Genomic DNA, 18837 nt, shown 5'->3' on the forward strand with positions numbered 1-18837 from the left:
AGGAAGGGGCTGCGGCCCCTTCTCTTCTCCCCTATTTCCGGCCAGCCAGCATCGGCCCCAGCGCGTCGGTGACGCCGTTCAGCAGGATTTGCACGCCGACGCAGAACAGCAGGAAAGCGAACAGGCGGGTCAGCACGCGGGCGCGGGTGTGGCCCAGCAGCGCGACCAGACGGTCGGCGGAGCGGTAGGACAGCCAGATCAGGGCGGAAATCGCCAGGGCCGCCGCCGACATGCCCAGGAAGAAGGAGCCGAGCGCGGCGCTGTCGGTCGGGCGGGTCGATCCCAGCGCGATGGCGACCGAAATCGTCCCCGGGCCGGTTGTGAATGGAATGGTCAGCGGGAAGAAGGCCGACTCCTCGGCGGTTTCGGCCGGGGCGGCCTGCTCCTGCTTTTTGGCCTCGTGCGCTTCGGGGGCCGAGAGCAAGGCCCACGCCCGTTCGGCGACGACGAAGCCACCGGCGATCCGCAGCGCGGCCAGCGAGATGCCGAAGAAATTCAGCACATAGGCCCCGGCCCACAGCGCCGTCAGCATGACCAGCGCCGAATAGGCGCTGACCAGTCCGGCCAGACGGGCGCGGTCGCGCGCGCTGCGCCCGGCGGTCACTTGGCTGAAGATCAACGCCATGGCGATCGGGTTGACGATCGAGAACAGGGCGGTGAAGGCGAGAAGAAAACTGTCGAACATCGCGGGCCAAACTCAATCTTTCGGACCACCGACTATAGACCATTCAAGCCATTGGAAAAACCATGCTGCTGTGCGGAATCGCACAGTCGCCAAACGCAACCACCTATGCGATTGTATGTTGTCGTGTTTTTGATGGAGATGGTTGTGTTTTTTTCGAAAACTTTAAACGACTTCGCTCCTTCCCGCTCGATCGCTTCGGGCGCGGCGCGGCATCTGGGCGGATTGGCCCTGGCACTGGTACTTGCTTGCGGCGTTGTGGGTGGCGCGCGCGCGCATGGTACCCATGACGACGATCATCATCAGGATGGTCCACTGGCCGCGCAGGTGGCCCAGAGCGCCGGGGCGGTGACGTCCACCCTGCTGCTGGAAACCTCCACCCATGGCGACGGCGTTCCCATCGTCTACCCCAAGGGCACGCCGCTGATCACCGCGCGGATCACCCAGATTCCGCCTGGGGCGGTCATCCCCAAACACCGCCACCCAATCCCGCTGTTCGTCTACATGCTGGAAGGTGAACTGACCCTGCACGTCGACAACGGGACCATCCGCGTCGCCAAGGAGGGGGAAGCCTTCATGGAGGCGTCGAACTGGCATTACGGCCAGAACGCCGGGACCAAGACCGTGCGGCTGCTGGCCGTGTATCCCGGCGAGGTCGGTGCGCCGTTGTCGGTGCGGGCACCCGATCCCGCTTCCGCCACCGCTCCAGGCCCCGCCGCCGCGATGGAACCGGCCAAACCGGCCCAATAACGCGGGCAAACCACCGGACCGTGTGTGGAGCGTTGACCGCAACCCGTGCACAACGCTCCACATCCTGTTCACATCCGCAGGCAAAGTTGTTCAACGCGTCACCCGATTGTCTCTTTTCGAACGGTTCGGCGGTCGGATCGTTCATGCCCTTGCTCAACGGGTCGCAAGACCGGTTGGGCGGGCGGGTTTCAGGCAAGGAGACATCCGGTGATCAGCAAACTCCAGGCGGCGGCTCTCGCGGCTGTTGTGACTCTTCCCCTCGCTCTGACCGGCACCGCGCAGGCGGGGGCGACGTTCGACGGGGTGAAGCAGAAGGGCTACGTCCAGTGCGGCGTCAACCTGGGCCTGTATGGGTTCTCGGCACCGGATGACAAGGGCAAGTGGACCGGCCTGGACGTGGACGTTTGCCGCGCCGTCGCCGCCGCCGTGTTCGGCGATTCGGAAAAGGTGAAGTACACCCCGCTGTCGGCTCAACAGCGCCTGCCCGCCCTGCAATCGGGTGAAATCGACCTGCTGGCCCGCAACACCACCCGCACCCTGTCGCGCGACACCGCCAACGGCCTGAACTTCGCGCCGACCAACTATTACGACGGCCAGGGCTTCATGGTGTCGGCGAAGCTGGGGCTGAAGAGCGCCAAGCAGCTGAACGGGGCCACCGTCTGCGTTCTGCCCGGGACCACCACCGAACAGAACGTCGCGGACTTCTTCCGCGCCAACAAGATGAACTTCAAGCCGGTCGTGATCGAGAAGAACGAGGAGCTGCACAAGGCTTTCTTCTCCGGCCGGTGCGACGCCCTGACCTCCGACGCCTCGCAGCTGGCCGCGATTCGCGCCGCCGAGACGCAGAACCCCAACGACTACCTGATCCTGCCGGAGCTGATCTCCAAGGAGCCGCTGTCCCCCGCCATCCGCCAGGGTGACGATGAATGGGCCAACGTCGTGACCTGGGCCTTCTTCGCCATGGTCCAGGCCGAGGAAAAGGGCATCACGTCTGAAAACGTCGACGCGTCGATGACCTCGCCCGATCCCGACGTCAAGCGCCTGCTGGGCGTGACCGCCGGCAACGGCAAGGCGCTGGGGGTCGAGGAAAACTGGGCCTACACCATCATCAAGCAGGTCGGCAACTACGGCCAGAGCTTTGAGCGCAACGTCGGTGCCGGGTCGAAGCTGAAGATGCCGCGCGGCCAGAACGCGCTCTACACCGAAGGCGGCCTGATGTACGCCCCGCCCCTGAAGTAACGGGACCGCCCACGGCGCGCGGCGGCCCGGTTCCTTCCACGCGGAATCGGGGTGTCGCGGGGCGCGGGCATCCGGCGCGGCGCTGGCGGTTTGGTTCCAGCCTTTCCGGCAGCGCCGCTTCCTCTCCCCCGTACGGAGCGTGAGATGTCAAAACTGGTTCAAGCGCTGAACTCCGCGCGCGTGCGGGGCTGGCTGTATCAGGCGCTGTTCGTGTCCGGCACGCTGGCGGTCGGCTGGTATCTGGTCTCGAACACCCTGACCAACCTGTCCAAACGCGGCGTGGCCACCGGTTTCGGGTTTCTGAACCGCGAGGCTGGCTTTGAAATCGGCGAAAGTCTGCTGACCTACGCCGCGTCCGACACCTATCTGAAGGCGATGGTCGTCGGGCTGCTGAACACCCTGACGGTGTCGGCGGTGGCGATCGTTCTCGCCTCGATCCTGGGCATCGTCATCGGCGTGGCCCGGTTGTCGTCGAACTGGATGGTCGGGCGTTTCGCCGCCGTCTTCGTCGAGACCGTGCGCAACGTGCCGCTGCTGCTGCAACTGGTGGTCTGGTACACGATCATGAACCGTCTGCCCAGCCCGCGCGAGGCGCTGGAGGTGGTTCCGCACGTCTTCCTGAGCAACCGTGGTCTGAAATTCCCGACCTTTGTCGAGCACGCCGGGCATGGCTGGGCCTTTCTGGCGCTGGTGCTTGGCATCGTCGGCGCGGTGCTGGTCGTGCGGTATGGCCGCAAGCACCGGGAAACCACGGGCAAGCCCTTCCCCACCCTGCCGCTGGCGCTGGCCTCGGTCGTTCTGCCGCCGGTGGCGGTGTTCGTCGGCAGCGGTGCGCCCTTTGCCTTTGATGTGCCGGTGCTGACCGGGTTCAATTTCGAAGGCGGCGCGGCGGTGTCGCCGGAATTCACCGCGCTGCTGATCGGTCTGTCAGTCTACACCGCCGGGTTCATCGCCGAAATCGTCCGCTCCGGCATCCTCGCCGTGCCGCACGGCCAGACGGAGGCCGGGTTGGCGCTGGGCCTCAGCCCCGCCCACATCCTGCGCCTGATCATCCTGCCGCAGGCGCTGCGGGTGATCGTGCCGCCGCTGACCAGCCAATATCTGAACCTGACCAAGAACAGCTCGCTGGCGGTGGCCATCGGCTATCCCGATCTGGTCAGCGTCACCAACACCTCGGCCAACCAGACCGGTCAGGTGGTGGAAGCGGTGGCGATGATGATGGCCGTCTATCTCATCATCAGCCTGTGCATCGCTGGCTTCATGAACTGGTACAACCGCAAAGTGGCACTGGTGACGCGATGAGCAAGGACAGCATCCCGCAAAGCACCGCCGCCCTGGCCGCGTCTTTTGAAGAAGAACCGTCCCAGGCCTCGGTCACGAGCCTGCCCGGTGGCGTCACGGCGCTGAAACCGTTCGGCTGGGCCAGGAACAACCTGTTCAACACCAGGCTCAACACCGCGTTGACGCTGCTGTGCTGCGCCATTCTGTGGTTTTCCGTGCCGCCGATGATCAATTGGCTGGTGGTCAACGCCGTCTGGCTGGGCACCTCCGACGAATGCCGCGCGGCGGCCGGGGCCTGCTGGTCGATCATCGTCGTCAAGCACCGGCTGATCTTCTTCGGCACCTACCCGTTTGACGAGCAATGGCGGCCCTTCCTGGCCTGCGCCCTGTTCGTCGCCATGCTGGGGGTCAGCGGCGTGCGCGCCTTCTGGCGGGCCTGGCTGGCCGGGGCCTGGGCGCTGGTGCTGGTCGCCATGGGCGTTCTGATGTGGGGCGGCGTGTTCGGCCTGACCCATGTGCCGAACGACAAGTGGGGCGGCCTGCCGATCACGCTGATGCTGTCGGTCTTCGCCATCACGCTGGCCTTTCCGCTGTCGATCCTGCTGGCGCTGGGCCGTCAATCCTCGCTGCCCGCCATCCGGTCCCTGTGCGTCGGTTTCATCGAGCTGATGCGTGGCGTTCCCCTGGTCAGCGTGCTGTTCATGGCCTCGGTCATGTTCCCGCTGTTCCTGCCGGAAGGCGTGACGGTGGACAAGCTGCTGCGGGCGCTGGCCGGTCTGACCCTGTTCACCGCCGCCTATCTGGCCGAAGCCGTGCGCGGCGGGCTGCAGGCGATCCCCAAGGGCCAGTATGAGGCCGCCGACGCGCTGAGCCTGAGCTATTGGCAAAAGACCACGCTGATCATCCTGCCGCAGGCCCTGCGGATGGTGATCCCGCCCATCGTCAACCAGTTCATCTCCTGCTTCAAGGACACCTCGCTCGTCACCATCGTCGGCCTGTACGACCTGTTGACCGCCGCGACGGTGGCGACGACCGACCCGGAATGGCGTCCCTTCTTCGCCGAGGTCTATGTCTTCGCCGGGCTGATGTTCTGGATCTTCTGCTTCAGCATGTCCCGCTACAGCCAATGGCTGGAGCGCATGGCGAACCGCTACAACCGCCGCTGACCGGCCGTCTTCTGTGGAGACTTGTCACATGTCCGAGAACGCCGTCATCGAACTCCGCAAGGTCGGCAAGTGGTACAACAGCTACCACGCCCTGCGCGACGTCAGCCTGACCATCAAGAAGGGCGAGAAGGTCGTCGTCTGCGGCCCCTCCGGGTCGGGCAAATCGACCATGATCCGCTGCATCAACCGGCTTGAAGCCCACCAGACCGGCCACATCATCGTCAACGGCACCGAGCTGACCGACGATGTGAAGGCGGTCGAGAAGATCCGCCGCCAAGTCGGCATGGTGTTCCAGAACTTCAACCTGTTCCCGCACCTGACGGTGTTGCAGAACCTGACCCTGGCCCCGATCTGGGTGCGCGGCATGGCGAAGTCAGAGATCGAAGAGATCGCCATGATGTATCTGCGCCGGGTCCGCATCCCCGACCAGGCGCACAAGTTCCCCGGCCAACTCTCCGGTGGCCAGCAGCAGCGCGTGGCCATCGCCCGCGCGCTGTGCATGCGCCCGGAGATCATGCTGTTCGACGAACCGACCTCGGCGCTCGACCCCGAAATGGTCAAGGAGGTGCTGGACGTCATGATCGAACTGGCCGAGGAAGGGATGACCATGGTCTGCGTCACCCACGAAATGGGTTTCGCCCGGTCCGTCGCCGACTCTATCATCTTCATGGCGGAGGGCACGATCATCGAGAGCGGCAGCCCGGCGCAGTTCTTTGAAAACCCCAAAAGCGAGCGGACCCGCCAGTTCCTCGGCCAAATCCTGGAGCATTGAGGACGGCGGACGCGCACGGCGAAAGGAACGGAACGGCCATGGCGGCGACCATTGCCATCACCGACGACGATGCGGTGACACGCGAAACCCTGAAATCCTATCTGATGGACGAGGGGTTCTCCGTTCGGCTGGCCAAAAGTGCGGAGGAACTCAAGCAGCTTCTGGCCAGCGAAACCATCGATCTGGTGCTGCTGGACATCCGCCTGCCGCGCCAGGATGGCCTGACCCTGACCCGCGAACTGCGCGCGGTGTCGGAGATTGGCATCATCCTGGTGTCGAGCCGGGGCGAGAAGCTGGACCGGATCATCGGGCTGGAGATGGGGGCCGACGATTACATCGCCAAGCCCTTTGAACCGCGCGAGATTTTGGCCCGTGTGCGCAACCTGCTGCGGCGTCTGCAAGCGCCCGGCAGCCCGCGCGACGACCGCCGCCGCTGTTTTGCCGGATGGACGCTCTACCTCGACCGCATGCGCCTGACCGATCCGCAGGATCAGCCGGTGCGCCTGACCGGGGCGGAGTTCGAGCTGCTGTCCACCTTCGTCTGCAACGCCGGGCGGGTGATGAACCGCGACTATCTGTTGACGGCGACGACGCGGCGCAAGAGCGACGCCACCGACCGCACCATCGACAGTCTGGTTCGTCGCTTGCGCCGCCTGATCGAACCCGATCCGGCGGACCCGCGTTTCATCATCACCGTGCACGGGACCGGCTATCTCTTTGCCGGAGACGTCACCCAGGGCGCTTGAGCGCTTTTTGATTGTTTGTGTTTCGGGTACCCCGGGCCAACTCCCCCGTCGCAAGCGTTTCTCGCGGCGGCCTCGCGCTCGGCAGACTGCCACGGATGTTGCGGGTTTCTCCCCTGCCGACATCCGTGGCATTTTTTTGCGTGTTTTTTGTGCGGATGCACAATCACCGCACAGACATGAACTGCGAGTTGTCCAAGTGTTGTGGATTGTCCACTTGGAAACGACGATCAACCATTTGATGAGTGCGTCGCGAGCAGGTCTCTTCACTGGGCATGACGAATGTTTTTCTCATCTGTGGATGAAAATACACAACTCATTCACATTTCCCGCTCATGCTGTTCATAGACTGAAGCGATGATGTTCGTGTTGCAATCCAACAGCCGGTTGGCTGGCGGCCAGGGGAGCGGACATGATGGCGTTGGCGAAGGTGGATGACTCCGGGGCGCGGTACCGCTTCTGGACCTTGCGGCGGGCGATGATTTCGGTGGTCGGGGTGCTGGTGGCCGCATTGTTCGGCAGCCAGGCGTGGGTGTCCCAGCGCTACAGCGACTTCGCCGTCGCAACCTTCAACAGCAGCAGCGCCGCCACCCTCAGCGTTCTGGTCAACGACCGGGTCCGCAAGAATTACAGCGAATGGCTGCAAGGCCACGCCAACGAATGGAGCCGCGACGGCTTCCTGGTGGACAGCGTCAGCAAGCAGGAATACCCCAAGGTCGCCTTGGCGTTGAAAAGCATCTCCGCCCGTCCGGTGGTGGTGGACCGCGAGGTGAAACTGGTGGCGGTCAACGTGTTCGACGCCGAGATGAAGCGGGTGGCCGACATCGGCAACCGGGAAGAGGACTCCATCGCCACCGTTCCCAACCTGCTGGAAGGGCTGAAGGCCCGTGAACTGGCCGACAAACGCCGCCCGTCGGCCCAGCTGTGGCGCAACGACAAGGGCCAGCCGCTGTTCAGCATGATCATGCCGATCGGCGGTTTTCGCGTTCTGGGTTTTCTTGAAGTGGTGACGGACCCGTTGCCGATCCTGGGCAATCTGGGCGCGGTGCTGGGGGCCGACATCCGGTTCAAGGACAGCGCCGGGGGCGTGCTGTTTGAAACCTCCGGCAACAAGCATTCGGGCGAAACGGAGATGTCCACCACCACGGTCGCCATCGGCGGCGACGGCGGGTTGCCCTGGGCGACGGCGGAAATTTCGCGCGACAACAGCGACTTCATCGCCAACACCGAACGCCTGCGCAACGAGGCGATCCAGATGGTGGCGCTGTTTGCCGTGGCGGTGTCGCTGGCCGCCGCCGCGCTGCTGCGGGTGGCGGTGATCGCCAATCTGCGCAAATTCGCCCGCGCCATGGAACAGATCGCGGCGGGCGACCTGTCCATCGAAATTCCCCGCACCGGGCGCGACGAATTGGCGGTGATGGCGGCGGCGCTGCGCCGTCTGCGCGGCAGCGTCGAAGAGGTGCTGCTGATGAAGCGGATGGTCGATTCCAGCCCGGTCCCCACCGCCCTGCTGCGCACCGACGGGACGGTTGGATTCGTAAACCCGGCGGCGCGCGCCTTCTGCGCCGATCACGGCATCGACACCACATCGCCGGACCTGCTGGCGCAAGGCCCGACCTTCACCCAGCAATGCACCGACCCGTCGGCCCCGCCCAGCCTGCGCCGGTCCCTGCGGGTGGGCGACACCTCGGTCGAGGCGCATGTCGACACGGTGTGCGACGATCAAGGCAACGTGATCGGCAAAACCTTGTCCTGGACCGACGTGACCGAACAGGTCCGCTCCGCCGCGCTGTCCCGCCAGTTGATCGAGGACGTCCATCAGGTCGCTTCGGAGGTTGCCACCCAATCCAGCCAACTGCGCACCGTGGCCGACGCCCTGCGCCAGCAATCGGCCAGCACCATCGACCGCACGGTCAGCGCGGGCAGCTTCGTGTCGGAAAGCAACCGCAACGCCGCCACCTGCAACAACAGCGCGGTGGCCCTGATGGACACCATCAGCACCGTGTCGGGTCTGGCCCACGAGGCGGCGGACGTGGTCGGCACCACCATCAACGAATTGACCGCCGCGCGCGGCGTGGTGGAGCAGTTGGGCGAAAACACCGACCAGATCCGCAAGATCGTCGACGTCATCACCACCATCGCCCATCAGACCAAGCTGCTGGCCCTGAACGCCACCATCGAGGCGGCGGCGGCGGGCAGCGCCGGGCGCGGCTTCGCCGTGGTGGCGGCGGAGGTGAAGAAACTGGCGGAGGAAACCGCCAACGCCACGGTGCAGATCGCCAGCTCCGTCGGGGCCATCAACGGCAGCATCCAGGACACCGTCGGCACTTTTGCCCGCATCTCCGGTTCGGTCGAACGGATCAGCACGGTGCAGGATTTGATCGGCGACGCCGTGGCCCGGCAGAACGAGTCGTCCACCGACATTCTTCATCGGGTCGGCGAAATCGCCAGCAGCTCGGGCGAGGTGGCGGCGATCATCCAGGGAGTCAACGATCAGGCGGTGCGCACCGGCGACATCGCCGGAACCCTGACGCAGACCGCGAACACGCTGGCTGAAGAGGCGGGTTCGCTGCATAGTCTGCTCAGCACGCTGCGCGCCCAGCAGGCGGCCTGATACCGCCAGCCCCGGCGGCGCGCCGTGCCGGATCCCGGTTGGTGATGGGCGCTGGAAACGCAATGGCGGTGAACAGGTGGAGCATGAGGGGGATCGCCGGTGTGGCGCTCGCCCTCCTTGCGTGGGGATTGGGATCGGCGACGGCGACGGCGGCGGCGGGTGATGGTGAAACCCTGGAGCGCATCCGCAGCCGGGGGGTGGTGTCCTGTGGGGTGCGCAGCGGAGTCGGTGGCATCTCCTTCACCGATTCCCAAGGCCATCTGGACGGGTTCCTGGTCGATGTCTGCCGGGCCTATGCGGCGGCCACGCTGGGCAACGCCCAGGCGATCCGGGTGGTGCGCCTGCCCGACAAACCACAGGAGTTCGAACCGGTCGAAAAGCACGACGTCGACGTGGCGTTGACGACCACCACCTGGACCTTCAGCCGGGAGGTGTCTTTCGACGTCGAATTCCTGCTGCCACTGCTCTACGACGGCCAGGGCTTTGCCATGCTGACGGACGGGACGCCGCCGCCGCTGGATCGGCTGGGGCCGCAAACCGTGTGCGTGAAATCCTTCACCACCACGGTGCGAAATCTGGAAGACCACATCCGGCAAGCCGACCGCCCGTGGACCGTCCGCACCTTCAAGACCTTTGACGAGGCGCTGCAAGCCTTTCTGGCCCATGAATGCGGCCTCATCACCACCGACCGCATCGTGCTGCTGACCTCGTTGAGCGGATACCGAACGGCCGGACTGGGGGTTTACATCTACCCCGAGGTGATCTCGCGCGAGCCGCTGACCCCCTATGTCGCGCGGGGCGACCGGCAATGGTACGACATCGCCCGCTGGGTTCTGCACGCGATGATATTGGCCGAAGCCAAGGGCGTCACCGCCGCCGACATGCAGAGCGGACGCCTGCCCGACGACCCCGAACTGGACCAGATGCTGGGCCATGGCGGCGGTGTCAGCAAGGCGCTGGGCCTGCCGGAGGATTGGGCCGTGCAGGTGCTGGCCCAGGTTGGCAATTACGGGGAACTGTTCGAACGCAACCTTGCCAAACCCTATGGCATGGAGCGCGGCTTCAATCGGCCCTGGTCACAGGGGGGGCTGCTCTACGCCCCACCCTTCCGCTGACGCAAGGCCAACCCGGCCCGCCATTGGCGGGCCGGCGGGGAGCGTCGCCCTGATCACATCGCCTATTCACATCGCCCTGATCACGCGGCCAGGAAGGCTTTCAGCGTGTCGACCACGGTGCGCATTTCGGCTTCGGTGCCGATGGTGACGCGCAGGCAGCTCGGCAGACCATAGGCGGGCATCTGGCGGACGAGGATGCCGTGGGCCTTCAGGAACTGGCGGGCGGCTTCGGCGTCGTCCTTGCCGGGCTTCTGGCCCTTGAAGTCGATCAGCATGAAGTTGGTGACGCTGGGGTGCACGGTCAGGCCCAGGGCCTGGACCTGCGCGGCGAACCACTCCCGCCAAGTGGCGTTGTGGCTGCGCGAACGTTCGAGGAAATCGACATCCTCCAGCGCGGCGACACCGGCGACGTGGGCGGCGGTGGACACGTTGAAGGGACCGCGCACCCGGTTCAGCACGTCGGCGATGCCCGCCGGAGCGAAGGCCCAGCCGATGCGCAGCGAACCCAGCGCGAAAATCTTCGAGAAGGTGCGGGTCATCACCACGTTGGGGAATTGTTCCACCAGCTCCTCACCGGCGGTGTAATCCTCGTGGTTCATGTATTCGGCATAGGCCGCGTCGATCACCAGGATGGTGTTTGCGGGCAGTCCGGCGTGCAGGCGGGCCACCTCCGACGCGGGCAGATAGGTGCCGGTCGGGTTGTTCGGGTTGGCCAGGAAGACCAGACGGGTGCGCGGCGTGACGTGGGCCAGCAGCGAATCGACGCTGGCGGTCAGCCCGTCTTCGGGTGCCACCACCGGGGTGGCCCCAACCGACTTCGCCCCGATCGGGTACATCAGGAAGCCGTGTTGCGAATAGAGAACCTCATCCCCCGGCCCGGCGTAGGAGCGGATCAGCAGGCTGATGAGTTCGTCCGACCCGGCCCCGCAGACGATGCGGTCGGCGTCCAGGTTGAACCGCTTGGCGATCGCGCCGCGCAGGGCCGCCGATCCGCCATCGGGGTAGCGGTGCAGCGTGCCCGCCGCCGCTTGATAGGCCTCCATCGCGCGCGGGCTGGGGCCGAGCGCCCCCTCGTTCGACGCAAGCCGGATGTGCCCCTGATGCTCGCCGCCGACATAGGGGGCGATGTCCAGGATACCGGGGCGCGGAGTCGGGCCGTTCGGCTGGGTCATGGCGTGCGAACCTTGTTGCCAGATGAGGGTTGCCAGATGGGGTGATGGGGGGAAATCAGGGAAGGTTGAGCGGAACGGCGTAGCCGCCCACGACGCTGACCCGTACCGGAATCTCGCCGGACCGTTCGACCAGCGTGGTCAGGCGGGGGTCGGCGTGATCGACGAAATCGGCGATCTCCACCAGATGGATCGACGGGCCGGACATGCTGCCCACCCCCGGCGCGTACCAGGTGCAGAAGCTGACGGGCGGCAGGCCGCAGGCGTCGAGCATGTCCTTCAACCGCCCACGGCTGAGGTCGCCGCCGATTTCGATGCTGAGAAGGGTGCGGTCGTCGCCGGTCGGCTCGTGGCTGGCGATGGCGATGGCCAGAGCGTCGCGATTCTCGCCGCGCGCGTTGCCGCGCCCGCCAAAGGGCAGCCGGGCGACCACGCGCGGGCGGTTGGCGTCGGCGGACACCAGGAAACGCCACCACGGATCGCTGTCATCCTCCGCCGGATAGGGCACGACGCCGACGGTGGCGGTCCCGTCCGACACGGCGCGCAGGGCCGCCGCCGGGGTGTTGACGGCGGTCATCGGCACGACGGAGCCGTAATGGTCACGGGCAACGTCCCAGAAGCCGCGCTTGTCCTCCGGCGCGTAGACGGCGACGGCGAACGGCCCCTGAAGGCGGGTCAGCGCCGTGATCATCTCCCGCCAGATGCGGACGACGACCTTGGCCGGAAAGCTGCCGCTGTGCCGCGCCATCAGGCGGCGCAGAATCATCGCCTCCCGCCCCGGACGCAGGTAGACGGCCTGTCCGGGCGTGCCCTTGGCGGCACCGATGCGCTCCACCACCGCCGCGCGGCGCATCAGCAGGTCGTGAATCGCGTCGTCGATCTGGTCGATGTCGCGGCGCAAATCGTCAAGCGGGGTCCGGGCGGGCAGCATGAGTCCAAAAACCATTGAAGGCAAAGCCGGTTAGTAGTAGTCCGCATGCGCGGTGAAATCAAAGAAAACGTTGACACCCCGAAGCCCGGCTTCGTAGCTATACCGTCAACAATCCGCCCTCCGTTCCAAGGCTGCCCGCCATTACGCCCCCCGTGACTCCGCCCATGCCCGCGACTCCACCCTCCGTCGTCGCGCCCGCCGACGCGGGTTCCCTGCCCGGAAAACGCGTGACTCTGGGGGCCGATGTCCCGATGCGCCTGGACAGCGGGGCTGAATTGGGGCCGTTCGTGGTCGCCTATCAGACCTACGGCACGCTGAACGCCGACAAATCCAACGCGATCTACATCTGCCACGCGCTCACCGGCGATCATTTCGTCGCCGACCGTCACCCGATCACCGGCAAGCCCGGCTGGTGGGAGATGCTGGTGGGGCCGGGCCGGCCGGTGGACACCGACCGCTATTTCGTCATCTGCTCCAACGTGATCGGCGGCTGTCTGGGCAGCTCCGGCCCGACGGACATCGACCCGGCGACCGGCCAGCCCTATGGCCTCAACTTCCCCATCCTGACCATCGGCGACATGGTGCGGGCGCAAAAGCTGCTGGTCGAGCATTTGGGGATCGACAAGCTGTTCTGCGTCATCGGCGGCTCGATGGGCGGGATGCAAACGCTGCAATGGGCGGTTGCCTACCCCGAATCGGTGTTCGCGGCGATCCCCATCGCCACGGCGGCCCGCCATTCGGCGCAGAACATCGCCTTTCATGAGGTCGGGCGTCAGGCGATCATGGCCGATCCCGATTGGCGCAACGGGCAGTATCTGGTGGAAGGCACCCGGCCGGAACGCGGTTTGGCGGTGGCGCGCATGGCCGCGCACATCACCTATCTGTCGGAACCGGCGCTGCACCGGAAGTTCGGCCGCAATCTGCAGGACCGCAAGGCCGTGACCTACGGCTTTGACGCCGATTTCCAGGTGGAAAGCTATCTGCGCTACCAGGGGGCGGCGTTTGTCGAGCGGTTTGACGCCAACAGCTACCTCTACATCACCCGCGCGATGGATTATTTCGATCTGGCGGCGGACGCGGGCGGCTCGCTGGCCAACGCCTTCCGCCCCGGCGGCAAGACGACGCCCGTGCGCTTCTGTCTGGTCAGCTTTTCCAGTGACTGGCTGTTCCCGACCTCCGAATCGCGGGCCATCGTCCACGCGCTGAACTCGGTGGCGGGGAATGTCAGCTTCGTGGAAATCAACACCGACAAGGGGCATGACGCCTTCCTGCTGGACGAGCCGGAGTTCCATCAGGTCATCCACGGCTTTCTCGAAGGCTGCGCCGAGCATCGCGGCCTGACCGTGCGCCGTCGCGGCCGCTGACCGGCAAAGGCAATCCCCATGGACATTCGCGACGACCTGAAGCTGATCGCCGAAATGGTGGAGCCGAACAGCCGCGTGCTGGACGTCGGCTGCGGCGATGGCGCGCTGCTCGATTATCTGGCCCACACCCGCAACGTGGACGCGCGCGGCATCGAACTGAGCATGGACGGGGTGCGCCAATGCGTGGCGCATGGCCTGTCGGTGATCCAGGGCGACGCCGAAACCGACCTGAAGGATTACCCGGCGGACGCGTTCGATTACGTGATCCTCGGCCAGACGCTCCAGGCGATGCGCGACCCGCGCGGGATTTTGGATCTGATGTGCCGGATCGGGCGGCGGGCCATCGTGTCGGTGCCGAATTTCGGCTATTGGCGCATCCGCCTGCAATTGCTGACGACCGGGCGGATGCCGGTCACGGAAAAGCTGGGCTATCAGTGGTGGGAAACCCCCAACATCCATTTCTGCACGCTGCGCGACTTCGTCGTGCTGTGCGGCGAGATGAACATCCACATCGAGCAGACCCGCATCCTGAACAGCGCCGGGGCCGTCACCAGCCGTTCCCACAGCGGCCTTGCCAATCTGCTGGGCGAACAGGGCGTGTTCCTGCTGCGGCGGGCGTGACGGCTTCCGGGGACGGAGTGGCCTAGTTAGCGGCGGATGCGGCGGCGCAGGCTGCCGGTGACGCTGCCCAGCGCGCACAGCCCGGCGGCGATGGTCAGGGCGGTCTGCGCGCCCAGCGCCTTGCCGAACAGGGTGAACATCACGCCGACCAGCGCCGCTCCCAGCGTTTGCCCCAGCAAACGGGCGGTGGCCTGGATGCCGCTGGCCCCGCCGCTGCGCTCCTTGGGCGCGCTGCTGACCAACACCTTGTTGTTCGGGGTCTGGAACAGGCCGAAGCCGAAGCCCGCCAGCCCCATCCGCCACGCGATGTCAAAGCCGGTCGGGTCCGGCGGCAGAAAGGCCAGCGCGGCCAGACCGGCGGAAAACAGCGCCATGCCCAGGCCGCTCAACAGGCTGGGTTCGTAACGGTCGGCCAGCCAGCCGGAAATCGGCGCGATCACGGCGACGGCCAGCGGCCAGGGCGTCATCAGCAGGCCGGACTCGGTCAGGCTCCACCCCAGCACGTCTTCAAAGAAAAAGGGCATGGTGACAAAGGCGATGTTCTGCGAGGCGAAGGAGCAGAGCGACGTGACCACGCTGAGCGCGAAGATCGGGCGGCGCAGCAGATCGACCGGAAACAGCGGCGTTTCCTGCGCCAACTCGCGCCGGACCAGCACCACCCCGGCCAGAACCGCGCCCAGCAGTTCGGCGGCGGTGATCCATGTCGCTTCCGTCCCGCCCAACCCCTTCACTCCCAGGATCAGCAGGCCGAGCATGACCGCGTTCAACCCGGCGCTGAGGATGTCGAAGCGGTGGCCGGAAGCGGGGGACGCGGGCAGCGCGCGGGCGGCGACCACCAGCGCCATCAGCCCCAACGGCACGTTGATGGCGAACAGCCAGGGCCAGGAGGCGACCGACAGCACCGCCGCCGCCAAACTCGGCCCCGCCACCGTCGTCACCGCCACGATCATGGCGTTGTAGCCGACGCCGCGCCCCAGGCTGGCGCTGGGATAGATGTAGCGGACCAGCGCCATGTTCACGCTCATGATCCCGGCCCCGCCCAGCCCCTGGGCGACGCGGGCGGCGGTCAGCAGCGGCAGCGTGTCGGACAAGGCGCAAACCAGCGAGGCCAGGGTGAACAGCGCCAACCCGCCCCAATAGACCCGGCGGTAGCCGATGATGTCGCCCAGCGAGGCCAGCGGAAAGAGCGAGAGCGTCACCGCCATCTGATAGGCGTTGACCACCCAGATGGCTTGCGCGGCGTCCACCGAGAACTCGCGCTGGATCGTCGGCAGGGCGACGTTGGCCACCGTGCCGTCCAGCACCGCCATGATGAGGGCGACCGTCATCGTCGCCACCGCCCAATAGCGTTGCGGAACCGGCAACCCGTCAGCGGGGGGCTTGGTGCCGGTCTGGGGAGCGGTCTGGGCGGCGGTGGGGGGAACGGGGGCGTGCGGCATGGCGAGCAGCATAAAAGCCACGCCCCGCCCGGCGGGTGGTGATTCTGCGCATGGAAGCCCTGCGCCCGGCAAACCTCCTGTCCGCCATCAGCCGCCGGGCATCAGCCGCCGCGCGTCAGGCCCGCAGCCGCTCCGGGGAGGAGGAGGCCGCCGCCGCGATGGGGGCGGCGAACAGCTCCAGCGCCGGGGGGATCGCCGACGGGCGCAGCCCGGCCAGCGTTTCGCCCACCGTGCCGACGGCGTCGATCAGGGTCGCGGGCATCACCGGCTTGCGCAGCAGCCCGACGGCGAGGTCGCGCACCTCGTCGGCGTGGTGGTCGAAGCCGGTCATCAGCAGGGTGGGGATACGGTGTTCGGTCCACAGACGGCGGGCCAGGGTCAGGCCATCCACCCCGCCGGGCAGATGAACATCGACCAGGGCCAGATCGGGTTGCTCGCGTCCGGCGACCCGCGCGGCCTTCACCGCGTCGCGCAGGGGGCCGAAGATGGTGTAACCCGCCTGTTCCAGCACGGCTTTCGCCGCCGGGCCAACCAAGGGATCATCTTCCACCAACAACAGCTTCACAACGGGCGCTCCTCTTCCGCGTGCGCCGGCCTATCGTCCGGGTTGCACTGCACCGCCCATGTTTGTCGCGTGGAGGCTGCAGTCAAGGGGCAGGTGGGCGATTTTCGCCCAAACGCCCTGTGACATCCGAGTGTCAGGTGACATCCAAGGGTCAGGGGGCAAGGGATGGTCGGGTGACAGCGGACAGCCGGTTCAGCGCCTGCGCGGCCTCCGCCTCCAGCCGGGCGGCGATGGCGGCCAGCGGTTCGACCCGGTCGGCCAGCGCCACCGATTGCCCGACCGACAGCGCCCCGCGCGCCGTGTCCCCGGTTTCGTACGCCACCCGGCCCAGCTTGCCGGAGACGTGCGGCATCAGCGTGTCAAGGCTGCCCTGCCCCGCCGCCTCGATCGCCGCCACCGTGTCGCTGGTTTCGTTGCGCAGAACCCGCATGGTGTTGCGCAGGGAGGACAGGATCAGCGCCGTGTCGGTTTCGTCCGCCGCCAGCAGCCGGTCCTTGAATCCGGGATGCGCCCAAATCTCCTCCGCCACCAGGAAACGGGTGCCGATGGTCACGCCGTCCGCCCCCATCGCCAGCGCGGCAATGAGTTGCTCGCCGCTGCCGATGCCGCCGCCGACCGCCAGCGGGATCGACAGGCCGCGCGCCGCCAGCACGGTTTGCACCATGGTTCCGACCAGATCCAGGCCGGGATGACCGCCGCATTCGGCCCCGACCACGGTGACGGCGTCCACCCCGACCGCCTCGGCCTTGCGGGCGAAGCGGACGGCGGGGACCTTGTGCATCACCGTGATGCCCGCCGCGTGCAGGCGCGGGATGTAGGCCTCCGGGTTGCGGCCGGAGGTTTCGACGAAGCGCACCCCTTCGGCGATGATGGCGTCGAACACCGCGTCGGTGCGCTCCCCCTGCACCAGCTTGGGCAGCATCGACACGTTGACGCCGAACGGCTTGCCCGCCGCCAGATCGCGGCAGCGGCGGATTTCGTCGCGCAGGCCGTCGGTGTCGGGAAAGCTCGCCGCCGTGATGAAACCGATCATCCCGGCGCGGGCGGCGGCGGCCACATACTCGGCGTTCGCCAGCCAATGCAGCCCCCCGGCGATGATGGGCAGGCGGATGCCGAAGAGGTCGGTCAGCGGCGTGCGCCACGCCAGCGTATCAGCCGTCATCGGATCAGCCGCGCGGGTAGCTGGCCGGGCGCTTTTCAAAGAAGGCGGTGATGCCCTCGGCGGCTTCCGGGTGGTGCAGCGCCTCGACGAAGAAGGCGGCTTCGCGGTCAAGCTGCTCGTCGGGTTCGCCGAACCCGGCCTCGATCAGTTTTTTCGCCCGTCCGATGGCGACGGTCGGCCCCTCGGCCAGCCGGGCGGCCCAGGCGATGGCCTCCGTCACCGCCGAACCGGGGGCGACCACCCGGTTGACGATGGCGAGCTGCGCCAGCCGCAACGCGCCGATCCGCCCGCCTTCGAACATGATTTCGGCGGCAAGCTGCGGGGTGGCGGCGCGGGCGAGGAAGGCCGACGCCCCGCCGTCCGGGTTCAGCCCGACCTTGACGTAGGCGAGCGTGAAGCTGGCATCCTCCGCCGCGACGATCAGGTCGCAACCCAGCGCGATGGAGAAACCGGCCCCAGCGGCGGCCCCCTCGACGGCGGCGATCACCGGCTTGGGGCACCGGCGCATCGCCCGGACCCAGCCGTGGAAATGATCGAGGTTGGCGCGGGTGACGGACGGATCGGCCTTGGCGTTGCCCAGCAAGCGCCCGAGGTTGCCGCCGGAACAGAAGGTCCCGTTCGCCCCGGTCAGCACCACCGCCCCAATCGCCGGGTCGGTCGCCGCCGCGTTCAGCGCGTCGCGCGCCGCGCCCATCATCTCCGGTCCCAGGGCGTTCTTGGTCGCCGCATCGTCCAGTGTCAGCACCAGAACGCGCCCCTGGCGCTCCACCGTCACCTGACCCGTCATCGTTCCACCCCTTCCGGGTTTTCGCAGCCCGGTCTGTATTTGAACATGCCTTCGGAGGTGGCGAGCAGCGCACCCGTTCCGGCGTGGCGGATCTCCGCCGCGACGCCGACGATCTTGCGCCCGCCGCCGCGAAGCCGCCCGGTGGCGATCAACGTACCGTCGCGCGCCTGCCCGAGGAAGCTTGTGGACAGCGACAGCGTCACAACCCGTCTCACCCGCCCCTCATGGGGACAGTATGTTGCCGAAAATCCGGAAACCGTGTCCAAAAGCGACGTCAGCACCCCGCCATGCACCACCCCGGCCCGGTTCAGGTGGCGGGCGTCCACCAGCAGGGTGAGGTCAGCGCTCCCCTCCTCCCACCGACTCAGGCGGTAGCCCAACAGCTCCTGATAGCCGGAGGGCGGTTCGCCGTTCAAAAGCTCGTTCATCGGATTGTC

Annotated in this window: 18 protein-coding genes; 10 read left to right on the forward strand and 8 right to left on the reverse strand. The window is 66.8% G+C overall.

Translation table 11 applies throughout. From position 1 onward, the window contains the following. Positions 1–31: 31 nt before the first annotated feature. Positions 32–685 carry a MarC family protein gene (locus tag EJ903_RS06380; RefSeq protein ID WP_126613245.1) on the reverse strand — a complete coding sequence of 218 codons (654 nt, stop codon included), beginning with the start codon at positions 683–685 and terminating at the stop codon, positions 32–34. Positions 686–1009: 324 nt separating this feature from the next. On the opposite strand from EJ903_RS06380, the gene EJ903_RS06385 reads away from it, so the two are divergent. The 8 genes from EJ903_RS06385 (at position 1010) to EJ903_RS06420 (ending at position 10362) form a co-directional block, all read left to right on the forward strand. Continuing rightward, the gene (locus EJ903_RS06385) at positions 1010–1432 is read left to right on the forward strand and encodes a cupin domain-containing protein (protein ID WP_246015246.1); all 423 of its coding nucleotides are present in this window, start codon (positions 1010–1012) and stop codon (positions 1430–1432) included. Positions 1433–1639: 207 nt separating this feature from the next. Next, positions 1640–2671 carry an amino acid ABC transporter substrate-binding protein gene (locus EJ903_RS06390; protein WP_126613248.1) on the forward strand — a complete coding sequence of 344 codons (1032 nt, stop codon included), beginning with the start codon at positions 1640–1642 and terminating at the stop codon, positions 2669–2671. Between the two features lie 144 nt (positions 2672–2815). Continuing rightward, a complete protein-coding gene (locus EJ903_RS06395; protein ID WP_126613249.1) occupies positions 2816–3973 on the forward strand; it encodes an amino acid ABC transporter permease in 1158 nt (385 codons plus the stop codon). Continuing rightward, positions 3970–5118, forward strand: coding sequence for an amino acid ABC transporter permease (locus EJ903_RS06400; RefSeq protein WP_126613251.1), 1149 nt, complete (start codon positions 3970–3972; stop codon positions 5116–5118). The genes EJ903_RS06395 and EJ903_RS06400 overlap by 4 nt, the downstream gene beginning before the upstream one ends. Positions 5119–5146: 28 nt before the next feature. Next, positions 5147–5890 (forward strand): amino acid ABC transporter ATP-binding protein, encoded by a 744-nt coding sequence (locus EJ903_RS06405; protein ID WP_126613253.1) that lies wholly within the window; start codon positions 5147–5149, stop codon positions 5888–5890. Between the two features lie 38 nt (positions 5891–5928). Further along, entirely contained in the window at positions 5929–6636 is a 708-nt protein-coding gene (locus EJ903_RS06410; protein WP_126613254.1) for a response regulator, read from the forward strand. 409 nt (positions 6637–7045) lie between these two features. Beyond that, complete coding sequence (locus EJ903_RS06415; RefSeq protein ID WP_126613256.1) at positions 7046–9247, forward strand: methyl-accepting chemotaxis protein; 2202 nt, start codon at positions 7046–7048, stop codon at positions 9245–9247. Positions 9248–9330: 83 nt separating this feature from the next. Beyond that, the gene (locus EJ903_RS06420) at positions 9331–10362 is read left to right on the forward strand and encodes an amino acid ABC transporter substrate-binding protein (protein WP_126613258.1); all 1032 of its coding nucleotides are present in this window, start codon (positions 9331–9333) and stop codon (positions 10360–10362) included. Positions 10363–10442: 80 nt separating this feature from the next. Here EJ903_RS06420 and hisC read toward each other — a convergent pair whose 3' ends face one another. Both hisC and pheA read right to left on the reverse strand, forming a co-directional pair. Continuing rightward, on the reverse strand, positions 10443–11534 hold the full coding sequence (hisC, locus tag EJ903_RS06425; RefSeq protein ID WP_126613260.1) for a histidinol-phosphate transaminase: 1092 nt from the start codon (positions 11532–11534) through the stop codon (positions 10443–10445). A gap of 55 nt (positions 11535–11589) precedes the next feature. Continuing rightward, positions 11590–12462, reverse strand: a complete 873-nt coding sequence (pheA, locus tag EJ903_RS06430) for a chorismate mutase (RefSeq protein ID WP_126613262.1) — start codon at positions 12460–12462, stop codon at positions 11590–11592. 164 nt (positions 12463–12626) lie between these two features. Here pheA and metX point away from each other — a divergent pair, with 164 nt between their 5' ends. Together metX and metW are read left to right on the forward strand one after the other, a co-directional pair. Beyond that, entirely contained in the window at positions 12627–13826 is a 1200-nt protein-coding gene (gene metX, locus EJ903_RS06435) for a homoserine O-acetyltransferase MetX (protein ID WP_126613264.1), read from the forward strand. An 18-nt stretch (positions 13827–13844) separates the two neighbouring features. After that, entirely contained in the window at positions 13845–14447 is a 603-nt protein-coding gene (metW, locus tag EJ903_RS06440; protein WP_126613265.1) for a methionine biosynthesis protein MetW, read from the forward strand. Between the two features lie 26 nt (positions 14448–14473). Here metW and EJ903_RS06445 read toward each other — a convergent pair whose 3' ends face one another. The 5 genes from EJ903_RS06445 to EJ903_RS06465 form a co-directional block, all read right to left on the reverse strand. Continuing rightward, on the reverse strand, positions 14474–15898 hold the full coding sequence (locus EJ903_RS06445) for an MFS transporter (RefSeq protein ID WP_126613267.1): 1425 nt from the start codon (positions 15896–15898) through the stop codon (positions 14474–14476). A 103-nt stretch (positions 15899–16001) separates the two neighbouring features. Then, positions 16002–16451, reverse strand: coding sequence for a response regulator (locus tag EJ903_RS06450; protein WP_126613269.1), 450 nt, complete (start codon positions 16449–16451; stop codon positions 16002–16004). Positions 16452–16602: 151 nt separating this feature from the next. Further along, positions 16603–17613 carry an NAD(P)H-dependent flavin oxidoreductase gene (locus EJ903_RS06455; protein ID WP_126613271.1) on the reverse strand — a complete coding sequence of 337 codons (1011 nt, stop codon included), beginning with the start codon at positions 17611–17613 and terminating at the stop codon, positions 16603–16605. A gap of 4 nt (positions 17614–17617) precedes the next feature. Continuing rightward, the gene (locus EJ903_RS06460) at positions 17618–18400 is read right to left on the reverse strand and encodes an oxepin-CoA hydrolase, alternative type (RefSeq protein WP_126613273.1); all 783 of its coding nucleotides are present in this window, start codon (positions 18398–18400) and stop codon (positions 17618–17620) included. Continuing rightward, complete coding sequence (locus tag EJ903_RS06465; protein WP_126613274.1) at positions 18397–18828, reverse strand: PaaI family thioesterase; 432 nt, start codon at positions 18826–18828, stop codon at positions 18397–18399. Before EJ903_RS06465 ends, EJ903_RS06460 begins: the two co-directional genes overlap by 4 nt. Between the last annotated feature and the right edge of the window lie 9 nt (positions 18829–18837).

Source organism: Azospirillum griseum, from assembly GCF_003966125.1.
GTDB classification, from domain to species: Bacteria; Pseudomonadota; Alphaproteobacteria; order Azospirillales; family Azospirillaceae; genus Azospirillum; species Azospirillum griseum.